The following is a 13,468-nucleotide window of genomic DNA, read 5'->3' on the forward strand; positions in this document are numbered from 1 at the left end:
CTACGTGCGGACGGGATAAGTGCTGAAAGCATCTAAGCATGAAGCCCCCCTCAAGATGAGATTTCCCATGGCGCAAGCTAGTAAGATCCCTGAAAGATGATCAGGTTGATAGGTCAGAGGTGGAAGCGTGGCGACATGTGGAGCTGACTGATACTAATAGATCGAGGACTTAACCAACGCTTTTTAAAAAATGAAATACCTTCTTATTATCTAGTTTTGAAGGAACAACGTTCCTTTTATGTTTGGTGGCGATAGCGAAGAGGTCACACCCGTTCCCATTCCGAACACGGCAGTTAAGCTCTTCAGCGCCGATGGTAGTTGGGGGTTTCCCCCTGTGAGAGTAGGACGCCGCCAAGCCATTTAAAAAGATCAGCCATCCAGCTGGTCTTTTTTCGTCATTCGGGGCAGATCAATCGACCAATTGGATGTTGGGAGGATCAAAAGTGGAACCTCTCCGACTTAATCCATTCAAAAATTAAAAATGGCACCTTAGCTTGGCTTATTTTAAGGAATTGCACAATGCAAGGGTAATCATCATTGGGCATGGTTTTCATCAGTTCTGCCCACCATTCTGTTTCATAACGAGCTATTATGCTAAGGTTATAAGAAATCAAATAATGGATCAAAAGTTCAGGTAATGAAAAAGCCGACGAATCTTTATTGAGTGATAGCATGAACTGTCTTTCCGCCAAATTATACCGTATTGGGGAAGGAGCATTATGAATAGGAATGCCATCAGTTTTTAAATGCAGTGTCCCAGGCGCTTCTGAAATATTGTAAACTTGATTCGTTTTAGCTTTCAAAAATTCTTCCATTCGACTGCTGGTCATTTGATAGCTATCCAATGTCGCTGAGGGCAGTTGAAAACCATTTGAAAAGGGTAACATCGTGACGAAATTTTTCTTGGAAATGGACCATGTAAAGTGCTGCATATCCGGTATTTCCTTTATCAGCGTCCCCATGGAAAATTTTTCACCCTCCAAATGCTTGATATGAAATAACTTCTCGGCAATGCAGGTGAAAAGTCCGTTCTTTTGCGTTTTAACTTCGTCCTTTAAAAATTCATATTGTTGTTTTTTCTTCTTTCTCGTAGTAACCCCATGGGCAAGCATCGAGGTTGATTCCGGATAGTTGGGATCGATCGTGAGCAGACAAGCCTTTAACAATTGGGCGAATCCATAAAATGTTAGGATCGGTTGTATGGAAAGTGGTGCAATGGCAGCCTGATTATAATAAGTTTTAGCATGTTCAAGATGGTAAATAAATGGATAACAATTATCATAACTTTTTATTTCCGCTTCTGCTATTTTTTCATGCTTGTAACACTTTTGTAAAAAAAGTTGTGAGGAAGATGCGGAAAAAAAAGGTGTATATTTATCGAAATTATCATTGTTTTCAGGCATTGCAGCGATCCTCCGAATTAATAGAATAATCAAACTTTTATTTCTCTTCTTGACAGTAGTATGTCCTATTGATAACCTACAAATAATATTTTTAAGCAGGAGGGGAAAATAATGTGGGAAAATAAATTTGCAAAAGAAGGTTTAACCTTTGATGATGTCCTATTAATTCCAGCGAAATCAGAGGTTTTGCCGAAAGATGTTAACCTTCAAGTCAACTTAGCTGAAAACTTAAAGCTCAACCTTCCTATCATCAGTGCAGGAATGGATACCGTGACAGAAGCTGAAATGGCAATTGCCATGGCTCGTCAAGGCGGATTAGGTATCATTCATAAAAATATGTCTATTGAAGCACAAGCTGAACTGGTGGATAAAGTAAAACGTTCAGAAAGCGGTGTAATTACCGATCCATTTTTCTTAACGCCGGATCACCAGGTATTTGATGCAGAGCATTTAATGGGTAAATATCGCATTTCGGGTGTTCCTGTAGTCAACAATATAGAGGACCAAAAACTTGTGGGTATCATTACAAACCGTGATTTGCGATTTATTTCCGATTTTTCCTTGAAGATTTCCAGTGTCATGACTGTAGAGAATCTGGTCACAGCGCCAGTGGGAACTAACTTGGAACAAGCAGAGAAGATTCTTCAAAAGTACAAAATTGAAAAGCTTCCCCTTGTAGACGATAATGGAGTCCTTAAAGGACTTATTACGATCAAGGATATCGAGAAAGTCATTGAGTTCCCGAATTCGGCGAAAGATAAGCAAGGAAGATTACTTGCAGGTGCTGCAGTCGGAGTGACTAAGGATACAATGAAGCGTGTTGAAATGCTAGTAAAGTCCCATGTCGATGCAATTGTACTTGATACTGCTCACGGTCATTCAGAAGGCGTTCTTGAAATGGTGAAGGAAATCCGCGGGACATATCCTGAATTGACGATCATTGCCGGTAATGTGGCAACGGCTGAAGGGACTAAAGCACTGATTGAAGCGGGTGCCGATGTAGTCAAAGTTGGAATCGGACCAGGGTCAATCTGTACGACAAGGGTTGTAGCTGGTGTAGGTGTTCCGCAAATCACGGCAGTTTTCGATTGTGCGACAGAAGCAAGAAAACATGGTAAAACGATCATCGCTGATGGCGGAATTAAATACTCTGGTGATATCGTTAAAGCCCTGGCTGCAGGCGGACATGCAGTAATGCTTGGCAGCATGCTTGCAGGTGTAACTGAAAGCCCAGGCGAAACGGAAATTTTCCAAGGCCGCCGTTTTAAAGTGTATCGGGGTATGGGCTCTGTTGCTGCAATGGAAAAGGGATCTAAAGATCGTTACTTCCAAGAAGATAACAAGAAATTCGTACCGGAAGGCATCGAAGGGCGCCTGCCATATAAAGGACCTCTTTCAGATACCATTTTCCAACTGATTGGCGGCATTCGCTCAGGTATGGGATATTGCGGCACAGCCACATTGGAAGAGTTGAGGGAAAACTCTCAATTTGTCAAAATGACCGGTGCCGGGTTAAGGGAGAGCCATCCTCATGATGTCCAAATTACCAAAGAAGCACCGAACTACTCAATGTAATGAATTTAACATATAATCGTCATTAAAATTTATTATTAAAATAGACAGAGTCTGCGATTACTCTGTCTATTTTTTTTATTTTTTCTGTGATAAACTAGACAAGGTGTCAAGGGAATTACATAAAGTTTCTTCTTTGTAATAGAGATTAGCTTAAAAGTTGGAGGTATTGGAAATTGAAAAAAATCAGCAAGATGACCCTCATTTTCACTTTTGTTTTAGTTCTTGTTATGTCGCAATTTGCCTATCAACCGGGGGAAGCTGTTGCTGAATCTGATAATTTAGGTTTAAAAGCAGAGGCAGCCATCGTCATTGATGGTGAAACAGGACAAATCGTGTATGAAAAAAATGCCGATAAAGTATTAGGGATTGCATCCATGTCTAAAATGATGACCGAGTACATCATAATGGAGTCAATCAAAAATGGGAAAATCAGTTGGGATCAAAAAGTTAAAATAAATAAATACGTACATGACCTTTCAAAAGCACCTAATTTGTCGAATGTTGGGTTAACGGAAGGTGAAGATTATACAGTTAAGGAACTATATCAAGCTATGGCCGTCTATTCCGGAAATGCGGCAACAGTGGCTTTAGCACAGTTGGTTTCCGGAAGTGAAAAGAGCTTCGTTAAGTTAATGAACGAAAAAGCAAAGGAATTAGGCTTGAAACACCATAAATTCGTTAATGCCAGCGGTTTGAACAACTCCGATTTATTAGGACAATATCCTTCTGGTAATGAAGATAGTGAAAATATCATGACAGCAAAAGATACTGCCCTTCTTGCTTATCGTTTAATAAACGATTATCCTGAAGTGTTAAAGATCGCCAGCATTCCTAAATTGAAGTTCCGTGATGGAAAAGAATATCCGAACTTCAACTGGATGCTGCCAGGTCTGATATTTGAATATAAAGGCGTAGATGGACTGAAAACGGGTTCTACCGACTTTGCCGGTTATGGACATACAGGGACGGTTATCCGGGACGGTCAGCGCTATATCACGGTGGTTATGAAGTCCACTAATAAAAACGAACGTTTTGCAGATAGCACTAAGCTTATGAACTATGCTTATGCAACCTTTAAAAAGGAAAAAGTCCTTCCGGCCAATTACCAGGTGAAAGGGAAAGAAACACTTTCAGTAGTAAAAGGTAAGGAAAAAAACGTTAAGATCCAATCTGAAAAGGCAATCGAGCTACTTGTTGAAAATGGTGAGAAAGATAACTATAAAACAGATTTAGTGATCGATAAAAACAAATTGAATGATGATGGTAAGCTTACTGCGCCAATCAAAAAAGGTGAAAAGCTAGGTTACATCACAGTCACTCCTAAAAAAGGAGAAGATTACGGGTACATTAACGGCGATCCGGTTAAGGTGAACGTCGTAGCTGCTGAATCTGTTGAAAAGGCAAACTGGTTCGTATTATCAATGCGAGCGGTTGGCGGATTCTTTGGTGACGTATGGAGCAGTGTAGCTTCTACTGTTAAAGGCTGGTTTTAAGTTTCGTGTATAAAACGGTTGCGTAATGTATAAAATTATAGTACATTATGGAAAACAATCTGATTATATAAGAAAGCAATGACAGGATATAGTAACAAGTATTTCTTTCTATAGAGAGCCGATGGCTGGTGGAAATCGGTGTGAGAGTTTTGTGAATCCCTCCTGGAGCAGAGTATGGAAAGCCCTTTGGGTCAGTAAATACTTTCGGTTAAAAGCCGTTATCGAGATAAGTGGTAGGCGTTTTTCATACGCCTTCAACTAGGGTGGCAACGCGGGTTAACTCTCGTCCCTTCTTCAGGGGACGGGAGTTTTTTGCGTTCTTTGATAAATCATCAAACTATTAAGGAGGAACTGAAAATGTTGGATTTGAAATATGTAAGGAATAATTTTGAAGAAGTGAAGCGTGTATTGCAATTTAGAGGAGAAGATTTGACCGATTTAGGTAAATTCGAGGAACTGGATGTAAAGCGTCGGACTTTGATTGCTGATACGGAAAAGCTGAAAAGCGAAAGAAACGAAGTTTCACAGCAAGTGGCCGTATTGAAACGGGAAAAAAAGGACGCAGATCAGTTGATTGCCGAAATGCGTGAAGTTGGTGACCGTATCAAAGGGTTCGATGATGAACTTCGTGAAGTGGAAGCCCAGTTAGAAACATTACTTCTTTCCATTCCGAATATTCCACATGAAAGTGTGCCTGTTGGTGAGACGGAAGACGATAATGTCGAAATCCGTAAATGGGGAGAGTTACCGGAATTCAAGTTTGAACCGAAACCGCACTGGGATGTAGCTGGAGATCTAGGCATCCTGGATTTTGAACGGGCAGCAAAAGTGACCGGAAGCCGATTTGTATTTTATAGGGGTCTTGGTGCACGATTAGAGCGTGCTTTAATTAGCTTTATGTTGGACCTTCATGTTGAGGAACACGGATATGAAGAAATGCTGCCGCCATATATGGTGAACCGTGCAAGCATGACGGGAACAGGTCAATTGCCAAAATTCGAAGAGGATGCTTTCCGTATCGAAAGTGATGATTACTTCTTGATTCCTACAGCCGAAGTCCCGGTGACAAACTTCCATCGTGATGAAATCATGAGCACGGACGATCTGCCGATAAGCTATGCGGCATACAGCGCTTCATTCCGTTCAGAGGCAGGATCTGCTGGTCGTGATACCCGCGGGTTAATTCGTCAGCACCAATTCAATAAAGTTGAATTAGTGAAGTTCGTGAAGCCGGAAGATTCTTATGCAGAATTGGAAAATCTCACAGGTCATGCCGAAAAGGTCCTTCAATTGCTAGGCCTTCCATACCGAGTGCTGAGCATGTGTACGGGAGATCTTGGATTCACTGCTGCTAAAAAGTATGATATCGAGGTTTGGATCCCGAGTTATGGGACGTACCGAGAAATTTCTTCTTGCAGTAACTTTGAAGCATTCCAGGCTAGACGGGCCAATATCCGCTTCAGACGTGATGCAAAAGGCAAACCGGAACATGTCCATACTCTAAATGGATCAGGTCTGGCAATCGGCCGTACAGTGGCTGCCCTTTTGGAAAATTATCAGCAGGAAGATGGCAGTGTTATCATTCCTGAAGTATTACGTCCATATATGCGCGGTGTGGAAGTCATTAAACCGTAAGTTAAAGGGAATCAGCTTCTGATTAAAGAGGCTGATTCTTCTTTTTATAAAGGTTTGAAATTATTTTAAAAAAACTTTATAGAGGGCTTGACTTTAATTTTAATTCCATGTAATATAATAAATGTTGATACGGAGGTATACCCAAGTCCGGCTGAAGGGATCGGTCTTGAAAACCGACAGGGGAGTCAAATCCCGCGGGGGTTCGAATCCCTCTACCTCCTCCATAACTTATTAATAACCACAGCGCATAAATTGGATATCGATAAATTCCGTTACAGATATGTAACGGAATTTTTGTTTTCTAATATATTAAAAAACCACCGGATAACCGGTGGTTTTTCTGTTTTACACATTTCGCAATAACTTGGTTTGCTCCATATATTCAGCAATCCGTTTTATAAGAGGTTCGATGCTTGCTTGATCCTGCATAAGGTCATATTCGTTTATATTTAATCGAAGGACAGGGCAGGCGTTGAATTGATCGATCCATTCTTCGTAACGGCCGTGCATTTCCTGCCAATATTCAATTGGGGTATGCTGTTCCATTGGACGGCCTCGCTCTTGGATCCGGTCGAGGATATCGTCCAGCGAACCTTCGAGATAGATAAGTAAATCAGGGTGCGGGAAGTATGGCGTCATTACCATGGCGTTGAAAAGGCTTGTATAAGTTTCGTAGTCCACATCATTCATCGTGCCTTTTTCATAATGCATTTTTGCAAATATCCCGGTGTCTTCATAAATGGAACGGTCTTGGATAAAACCGCCGCCATATTCGAAGATCTTTTTTTGCTCTTTAAAACGTTCAGCGAGGAAATAGATTTGCAGGTGGAAACTCCAACGATTAAAATCATCGTAAAACTTATCCAGATAGGGGTTCGTATCAACCTTTTCAAAGGATGTCCTGAATTGAAGGGCATCGGCTAAAGCATTGGTCATGGTCGATTTTCCTACGCCAACCGTCCCTGCTATCGTAATGACAGCGTTGTTTGGAATATTATATTTCTTTCGTAAGTTCATTTGACTTTACTCCTTTGTGCAGGGCATTCTCTATTTGGCTGATTATCGTTTTCAAATCATCCTTGTTCCCGACAAAATCCAGCTCATCTCCGTTGAATGTAAGAACAGGTATGTCAGGATGCTGTTTCTCAAATGCTTCCATGAACGTTCGATAATCCGCGGATAACTGCTCTAAATAAATGGAGGATATATTTTTTTCGAAATCACGACCTCTTTTGCCGATTCGGGAGATAAGAGTATCAAGACTTGCATTTAAATAAATCACCATATTAGGTTTAGGCATGTCACGTGTTAAAATATTGAATATTTCAAGGTACTTATTGTATTGTCCGTTCTTTAACGTTCGTTCAGCAAATATCAAGTTCTTGAATATATGGTAATCAGCCACCACGGCTTGGTTATTAGTAAGATACTTTTTTTCGATATCTTCCAATTGTTTATACCGGTTACACAGAAAAAACATTTCTGTTTGAAAGCTCCACTCATCAATATCTTTATAGAATTTCCCGAGAAATGGATTTTCATCTACAATTTCCTTCAATAATGAAATTTGAAAATGATCTGCGATAACTTTTGCAAGTGATGTTTTTCCCACGCCGATTGGACCTTCGACGGTGATAAATGGGGTGGATTTCATCCAATCTGTCCTCCTTCATGAGGTATCAAGCTGAAATTCCCGGTTATTAGGTTTTTCGCCAAGAGATATTGTATCACAGACTTGGGACTTTAGTGATATTTTTGTCAGGTTGATAAAGAAAGAGAATGAAAGATTGTTTATTGGAGGTGGTATGAGGTTAGTGCCTTATTCGATTGGTGCTTAAAAGTCTTCACCATCTTTTATGGATGCCTTGAGAACATGGTTCATCATCTTTAATGCGTAATGATTATCTTCCTTTGATGCAGAAGCGATGCAATCCTTCGGAATCCATAATTTATATTCCCGCATATAGGCGTCATTGGCCGTGAATAGCACGCAGATGTTGCCAGCTATTCCGGTAATGATCAGTGTTTCCGCGTTTAAACGTTTAAGTAGTGTATGGAGTGCCGTCCCATAAAATGCGGAATGTTTCGGCTTGATGAGAAAGAATTCGTCCTGTTGAGGTTTGATCCTTTCGATTAATGAGGCATTTCCTTCATTTTTACATTTATCAATAATTTTATCGAAGTCAGCCTGCCATAAATCATAATGGTCGTTGATATAAATGATTGGAAAACCTTTTTCTTTCATTTGCTTTTTTAATTTCAAAATCGGATCGACGATAAGTTTCGTATGTTCAAGGAGCATATTCCCGTATTTGAAATCAAAATCATTGATCATATCAATGATAAGCAATGCAAAAGAAGGTGATTCAGGTCGATTCATGGTATATCCTCCTATATTGTGAGAATTTACTTGCAGCACGTAGGCCGCATGCGTTACTATTCATTAGAACAAGTAGTATGACCTTTATTTTTGTCTTATATTTGTCTGTTTACTCCTACTTTATATGAGGGGGTTTTTTTATGAAGGATGATGTTTATTACATGAATTTAGCCTTAAAGGAAGCAGAAAAGGCGCAGATGTTGAAAGAAGTGCCGATTGGCGCTTTAATCGTAATAGATGATCAAGTTATTTCGACAGGGCATAACCTGAGGGAAACGGAACAGAATGCGACGGCACATGCGGAGCTGCTTGCGATCAATGAGGCTTGCAAGGAACTTGGCAGTTGGCGCCTGGAAGATGCGACATTATATGTGACGCTGGAACCCTGTCCCATGTGTGCTGGGGCCATCTTGCAATCTAGGGTGAAAAGGGTTGTTTTTGGAGCGCATGATCCAAAGGCTGGCTGTGCGGGAACATTCATGGATCTACTTCAAGATGAACGCTTTAACCATCAATGTGATGTAACAAGCGGTGTATTAGGCGAAGAGTGCGGCTGGATATTGACTTCTTTTTTTAAAGAGCTTAGGGATAGAAAGAAAACTTTGAAAAGAGAGCAAGCACTCAAGATTGCCGAAGAAAATAAATAGGGGAAAAACGAATGTTGAAAAAAAGGTTTGCTTCGTTTGATAAATTTGGAATCAAACTGTTCATGAACAACACTTGCGTTTTTTTTGTTACCTTAGTATAATGAATTATGCGTCGTCATGACGCTGTGAAATTGGTATTACTTTTGCCGTGCTAGACGGGGAGGTAGCGGTGCCCTGTACTCGCAATCCGCTCTAGCGAGGTTGAATCCCTTCTCGAGGTTAGCATTCTGTAGGGCCTGCCTTAAGTAAGTGGTGTTGACGCCCGGGTCCTGCGCAATGGGACTCCATGAACCATGTCAGGTCCGGAAGGAAGCAGCATTAAGTGGAAGTTCTCATGTGCCGCAGGGTTGCCTGGGTCGAGCTAACTGCTTAAGTAACGCTTATGGTTGCTAATCGACAGAAGGTGCACGGCAGTTATTTTACATAAACAAAAAACTCATTCGTATCGGGTGGGTTTTTTTTTATGCCAAGAAGGTAAAGTGCTTGGTACTCTTGAAAAAAATGAAGCAATGATGAAATTTCTTTTTAGACTTTGAAATTAAGGAAATCAGTAATGTATAATAAACAAGATGGAGAAAAGAAGGAGGGATTTCCGTGGGGTATCAAGCATTATACCGGGTGTGGCGGCCACAACAATTCATTGATGTAGTCGGGCAGGAACATGTAACGAAAACGTTGCAGAATGCCTTGGTCGGGCAGAAAGTTTCGCATGCCTATTTATTTTCCGGTCCACGTGGAACAGGGAAAACAAGTGCTGCCAAAATTCTAGCAAAAGCAGTGAATTGTGAGCATGCCCCGATAAGTGAGCCCTGTAACGAATGTGCTACCTGCCGCGGAATCACCGATGGTTCCATATCAGATGTTATAGAAATTGATGCAGCATCCAATAATGGTGTCGAGGAAATCCGTGACATTCGTGATAAGGTTAAATATGCTCCTAACGCGGTTACATATAAAGTTTATATCATCGATGAGGTACATATGCTTTCACAAGGGGCTTTCAATGCGCTTTTAAAGACATTGGAAGAACCTCCGAAGCACGTGATTTTTATATTGGCGACGACTGAACCTCATAAGATTCCACTAACGATCATTTCCCGTTGCCAAAGGTTTGATTTTAAAAGGATCCAGCCTCAAGATATAGTTGGCAGGATGTCACAAATCATTGAAGAAACAGGTGTTTCATGTGATGAACAAGCCCTGCATATCATTGCGAGGGCAGCCGAAGGCGGGATGCGAGATGCACTAAGCCTTCTTGATCAAGCGATATCCTTCAGCTCAGAGACGGTTTCTGTGGAAGATGCATTGACTGTCACCGGCTCTGTGTCACAGGCATTTTTAAGCCGGCTGGCAAAAGCCATATATGATAAAGAAGTAGCGGTGGCACTTGAAGTCCTTGAAGAATTGCTGGCCATGGGAAAAGACCCGGCCAGGTTCATAGAAGACATGATTTATTATTTCCGTGACATGCTTTTGTATCAAACGGCACCGGCACTGGCAGAATCCTTCGAGCGTGTTTTAATAGATCCCCAATTTAAGGAATTGGCAGAAGTCATCTCTTCTGAATCGATTTACTCCATTATTGAAAGCTTCAATCAAACACAGCAGGATATGAAATGGACAAATCATCCAAGGATTTTCCTTGAAGTGGCACTTGTGAAGTTATGTAATGAGCAAAGGCCAAATCAAAGTGATAACGGGCAGCTTCAACAGCTGCTGCAGAAAATAGAAGATTTAGAGAAGAAATTACTTGAAGTGCAGAAAAACGGAATCCCGGCAGCCATGACGGAAAAACCTGCAGAGCAGGCTAAGGCGCAAAGGGCCGTTAAAAAAGCGTATAAAGCACCTGCAGGAAAGATCAATCAAGTTTTGAAACAAGCTACGAAGCCGGATCTTAATGCTGTGAAAAGTAAGTGGGGGGAATTGCTTGAACAGTTAGGTCAGCAAAACCAAAAATCATTGGCAGCTTTATTAACGGAGGCAGAACCTGTTGCTGCGTCTACTGAAGCTTTTGTGGTAAAATTCAAATATGATATTCATTGTCAAATGGCAATGGAAAATAACCGTTTCGTGGAAGTGATAGCCTCGATCATGCAGCAATTGACCGGACACCGAATGGAGATAGCTGGAGTTCCGGAGAGCCAGTGGCAAAGGTTGCGGGAGGATTTCATATCGACACAGCAGTTCGACGGTCCAGAAGAAACGGAATCAAAAGAGGAAGACCCCTTTATAGCAGAGGCTAGAAAATTAGTCGGCGATGATTTACTTGAAATTAAAGAATAATTGGAGGTAAGAAGAATGGGTATGCGCGGCGGTAATATGCAGAACATGATGAAACAAATGCAAAAGATGCAAAAGAAGATGGCAGAGGCACAGGAAGAATTAGGTGAAAAAAAGGTTGAAGGAACTGCTGGCGGCGGAATGGTGACGGTCATCGTGACTGGACATAAAGAAATAGTCGATGTAGTCATCAAACCGGAAGTTGTCGATCCGGATGATATCGATATGCTTCAGGATTTAGTGCTGGCTGCGACTAACGATGCTTTGAAAAAGGCGGAAGAACTGACAAACCAAACGATGGGACAATTCACTAAGGGAATGAACCTTCCGGGTATGTTTTAAGCAAGTTCAAAAGAAACTTCCATTCAGGGGGTTTCTTTTGAAATTTTTAGGAGGAATTCGATGCATTATCCAGAACCAATTTCCAAGCTTATTGACAGTTTTATGAAATTGCCGGGGATTGGTCCTAAAACGGCTGCTCGATTAGCCTTTCATGTATTAAGCATGAAGGAAGATACTGTTTTGGATTTTGCAAAAGCACTTGTTAATGCTAAGCGGAATCTTATGTATTGCTCAGTCTGTGGTCATATTACAGATCAAGATCCCTGTTATATCTGCGAAGATCAAAAGAGGGACAGAAGTTTGATTTGTGTGGTTCAGGACCCTAAAGATGTAATAGCTATGGAAAAGATGAGAGAGTTCAATGGTTTATACCATGTACTGCATGGCAGTATTTCCCCGATGGACGGAATCGGTCCGGAAGATATAAATATTCCTGATTTATTAAAGCGCCTGCAAGATGAAACAGTGCTGGAGGTAATTTTGGCTACTAATCCTAACATTGAAGGTGAAGCGACAGCCATGTATATTTCGCGGTTGCTTAGACCATCAGGCATCAAAGTGACCCGAATTGCCCACGGACTTCCTGTTGGCGGAGATTTGGAGTATGCGGATGAAGTGACGCTATCAAAAGCAATAGAAGGAAGAAGAGAAATATAAGATAGCTGGGAGGACTTCACTTGTTCTTTCGTAAAAAAAAGAAACTTCGGAATGAATTCAATGATTCATTAATCGAAGAGCTTGAACATTTGAAATGGAATTGGCATAATCAAAAATCATTACTCGAAAAAAGCGTTGATCCATCTGAGGAAGTAATCGCCCAAGCGAGACTGGCGGAAGTGAAATATTTCTACTTATTCAGGGAAGTTAAAAGAAGGAATGTCCGCTTAAAAAGATGATAAGGAAATGGCTGTGAAGGATTACTGATCCTCATGGCCATTTTTTTCGGTTCTTAATCCATCGATTTCTTCATATAAGTGTAGTACAAGCTTGCGGGGAGGAATGAGTTTGGAACCAGTTGTCTTTGTTGCCGTAATTGGTGGCCTGATTGTAATGCTCCTCATTATCGGGGCGCCATTAAGACCTGTCCGGTTTATAGGGCAGGGGATTATAAAGGTCATTATCGGTGCAGCGTTTTTGTTCTTTTTGAATACACTTGGGAATCAAGCTGGCATTCATGTACCCATCAACCCTGTTACCTCGGCAGTCGCCGGCCTGCTTGGAATACCGGGAGTTGCCGCCTTGGCGGCCATTGGTTATTGGATCATTTAAAGGATATTGCGTCGAAGTCACTCTGATGAAGACCCCAAGGAATATCTCCTTGGGTTTTTCATCATGTTATAGTTTTTTTTAAAAAAAACCAATTAAACCATTGACGATAACTCTTTAACCTGATAATATATTAGGAGTCGTCAATAACGACATCGTCAATTGCTCAATCGAAAAAACAATTTGAAATAATCGTTGACAATAGGTTGAGTGAGTGATAAGATAATAAAGTCGCTTACGAAGTAACGACAATAAATCGCTCTTTGAAAACTGAACAAAACAAAGCGCCAACGTTAAATTTTAAGTGAGCACACACTATCAAAAAAGCAAATGAGCAAGTCAAACATTTCTTCGGAGAGTTTGATCCTGGCTCAGGACGAACGCTGGCGGCGTGCCTAATACATGCAAGTCGAGCGAATCGACGGGAGCTTGCTCCCTGAGATTAGC

At 41.1% G+C, this 13,468-nt stretch carries 13 protein-coding genes, 1 tRNA gene, 3 rRNA genes, 1 other RNA gene and 1 other annotated feature; of the genes, 14 read left to right on the forward strand and 4 right to left on the reverse strand.

The features are described 5' to 3' along the window. Positions 1 to 177 (forward strand): 23S ribosomal RNA (locus N0M92_RS28230); the annotation flags it as partial. Between the two features lie 64 nt (positions 178 to 241). Further along, positions 242 to 357: ribosomal RNA gene (gene rrf, locus N0M92_RS28235) — 5S ribosomal RNA — on the forward strand. Positions 358 to 437: 80 nt separating this feature from the next. On the opposite strand, the gene N0M92_RS28240 is transcribed toward rrf, so the two are convergent. Continuing rightward, positions 438 to 1,403 carry a YaaC family protein gene (locus N0M92_RS28240; protein ID WP_260288901.1) on the reverse strand — a complete coding sequence of 322 codons (966 nt, stop codon included), beginning with the start codon at positions 1,401 to 1,403 and terminating at the stop codon, positions 438 to 440. Positions 1,404 to 1,514: 111 nt separating this feature from the next. Here N0M92_RS28240 and guaB point away from each other — a divergent pair, with 111 nt between their 5' ends. From guaB to N0M92_RS28260, 4 genes are all read left to right on the forward strand, one after another. After that, the gene (guaB, locus tag N0M92_RS28245; protein WP_063236531.1) at positions 1,515 to 2,978 is read left to right on the forward strand and encodes an IMP dehydrogenase; all 1,464 of its coding nucleotides are present in this window, start codon (positions 1,515 to 1,517) and stop codon (positions 2,976 to 2,978) included. Positions 2,979 to 3,151: 173 nt separating this feature from the next. Next, positions 3,152 to 4,471, forward strand: a complete 1,320-nt coding sequence (locus N0M92_RS28250) for a D-alanyl-D-alanine carboxypeptidase family protein (protein ID WP_260288902.1) — start codon at positions 3,152 to 3,154, stop codon at positions 4,469 to 4,471. Positions 4,472 to 4,540: 69 nt separating this feature from the next. Next, positions 4,541 to 4,765 (forward strand) — a binding site (T-box leader). 63 nt (positions 4,766 to 4,828) lie between these two features. Further along, positions 4,829 to 6,106, forward strand: a complete 1,278-nt coding sequence (serS, locus tag N0M92_RS28255; RefSeq protein ID WP_260288903.1) for a serine--tRNA ligase — start codon at positions 4,829 to 4,831, stop codon at positions 6,104 to 6,106. A 131-nt stretch (positions 6,107 to 6,237) separates the two neighbouring features. Then, a tRNA-Ser gene (locus tag N0M92_RS28260) sits at positions 6,238 to 6,330 on the forward strand. Positions 6,331 to 6,451: 121 nt separating this feature from the next. On the opposite strand, the gene N0M92_RS28265 is transcribed toward N0M92_RS28260, so the two are convergent. From N0M92_RS28265 to N0M92_RS28275, 3 genes are all read right to left on the reverse strand, one after another. Then, positions 6,452 to 7,123 carry a deoxynucleoside kinase gene (locus tag N0M92_RS28265; protein WP_260288904.1) on the reverse strand — a complete coding sequence of 224 codons (672 nt, stop codon included), beginning with the start codon at positions 7,121 to 7,123 and terminating at the stop codon, positions 6,452 to 6,454. Continuing rightward, positions 7,101 to 7,760, reverse strand: coding sequence for a deoxynucleoside kinase (locus tag N0M92_RS28270; protein WP_260288905.1), 660 nt, complete (start codon positions 7,758 to 7,760; stop codon positions 7,101 to 7,103). The genes N0M92_RS28265 and N0M92_RS28270 overlap by 23 nt, the downstream gene beginning before the upstream one ends. A gap of 180 nt (positions 7,761 to 7,940) precedes the next feature. Beyond that, a complete protein-coding gene (locus N0M92_RS28275; protein ID WP_260288906.1) occupies positions 7,941 to 8,486 on the reverse strand; it encodes an isochorismatase family cysteine hydrolase in 546 nt (181 codons plus the stop codon). A gap of 140 nt (positions 8,487 to 8,626) precedes the next feature. Here N0M92_RS28275 and tadA point away from each other — a divergent pair, with 140 nt between their 5' ends. From tadA to N0M92_RS28315, 8 genes are all read left to right on the forward strand, one after another. Next, entirely contained in the window at positions 8,627 to 9,133 is a 507-nt protein-coding gene (tadA, locus tag N0M92_RS28280) for a tRNA adenosine(34) deaminase TadA (RefSeq protein WP_192207385.1), read from the forward strand. Positions 9,134 to 9,279: 146 nt separating this feature from the next. Next, positions 9,280 to 9,544: signal recognition particle sRNA large type (ffs, locus tag N0M92_RS28285), an RNA gene on the forward strand. A 183-nt stretch (positions 9,545 to 9,727) separates the two neighbouring features. Then, positions 9,728 to 11,416 (forward strand): DNA polymerase III subunit gamma/tau, encoded by a 1,689-nt coding sequence (dnaX, locus tag N0M92_RS28290; RefSeq protein ID WP_260288907.1) that lies wholly within the window; start codon positions 9,728 to 9,730, stop codon positions 11,414 to 11,416. A 21-nt stretch (positions 11,417 to 11,437) separates the two neighbouring features. Next, positions 11,438 to 11,755: a YbaB/EbfC family nucleoid-associated protein gene (locus tag N0M92_RS28295; protein WP_076373267.1), complete on the forward strand. Its 318-nt coding sequence runs from the start codon at positions 11,438 to 11,440 to the stop codon at positions 11,753 to 11,755. 60 nt (positions 11,756 to 11,815) lie between these two features. Continuing rightward, positions 11,816 to 12,412 carry a recombination mediator RecR gene (gene recR / locus N0M92_RS28300; RefSeq protein WP_034316264.1) on the forward strand — a complete coding sequence of 199 codons (597 nt, stop codon included), beginning with the start codon at positions 11,816 to 11,818 and terminating at the stop codon, positions 12,410 to 12,412. Positions 12,413 to 12,432: 20 nt separating this feature from the next. Continuing rightward, positions 12,433 to 12,651, forward strand: a complete 219-nt coding sequence (locus N0M92_RS28305; RefSeq protein ID WP_260288908.1) for a YaaL family protein — start codon at positions 12,433 to 12,435, stop codon at positions 12,649 to 12,651. A gap of 103 nt (positions 12,652 to 12,754) precedes the next feature. Continuing rightward, positions 12,755 to 13,024 (forward strand): pro-sigmaK processing inhibitor BofA family protein, encoded by a 270-nt coding sequence (locus N0M92_RS28310; RefSeq protein WP_370662507.1) that lies wholly within the window; start codon positions 12,755 to 12,757, stop codon positions 13,022 to 13,024. 345 nt (positions 13,025 to 13,369) lie between these two features. Continuing rightward, positions 13,370 to 13,468 (forward strand): 16S ribosomal RNA (locus N0M92_RS28315); the annotation flags it as partial.

The organism is Peribacillus aracenensis, assembly GCF_025175645.1.
Taxonomy (GTDB): Bacteria; Bacillota; Bacilli; order Bacillales; family DSM-1321; genus Peribacillus; species Peribacillus aracenensis.

What these genes read in the sequence shown, in the direction of transcription:
- N0M92_RS28295 (WP_076373267.1), top strand. Translation starts at nt 11,438, where the DNA reads ATGCGCGGCGGTAATATGCAGAACATGATGAAACAAATGCAAAAGATG.
- serS (WP_260288903.1), top strand. Translation starts at nt 4,829, where the DNA reads ATGTTGGATTTGAAATATGTAAGGAATAATTTTGAAGAAGTGAAGCGT.
- N0M92_RS28240 (WP_260288901.1), bottom strand. Translation starts at nt 1,403, where the DNA reads ATGCCTGAAAACAATGATAATTTCGATAAATATACACCTTTTTTTTCC.
- tadA (WP_192207385.1), top strand. Translation starts at nt 8,627, where the DNA reads ATGAAGGATGATGTTTATTACATGAATTTAGCCTTAAAGGAAGCAGAA.
- N0M92_RS28270 (WP_260288905.1), bottom strand. Translation starts at nt 7,760, where the DNA reads ATGAAATCCACCCCATTTATCACCGTCGAAGGTCCAATCGGCGTGGGA.
- guaB (WP_063236531.1), top strand. Translation starts at nt 1,515, where the DNA reads ATGTGGGAAAATAAATTTGCAAAAGAAGGTTTAACCTTTGATGATGTC.
- N0M92_RS28275 (WP_260288906.1), bottom strand. Translation starts at nt 8,486, where the DNA reads ATGAATCGACCTGAATCACCTTCTTTTGCATTGCTTATCATTGATATG.
- N0M92_RS28265 (WP_260288904.1), bottom strand. Translation starts at nt 7,123, where the DNA reads ATGAACTTACGAAAGAAATATAATATTCCAAACAACGCTGTCATTACG.
- N0M92_RS28310 (WP_370662507.1), top strand. Translation starts at nt 12,755, where the DNA reads ATGAGTTTGGAACCAGTTGTCTTTGTTGCCGTAATTGGTGGCCTGATT.
- recR (WP_034316264.1), top strand. Translation starts at nt 11,816, where the DNA reads ATGCATTATCCAGAACCAATTTCCAAGCTTATTGACAGTTTTATGAAA.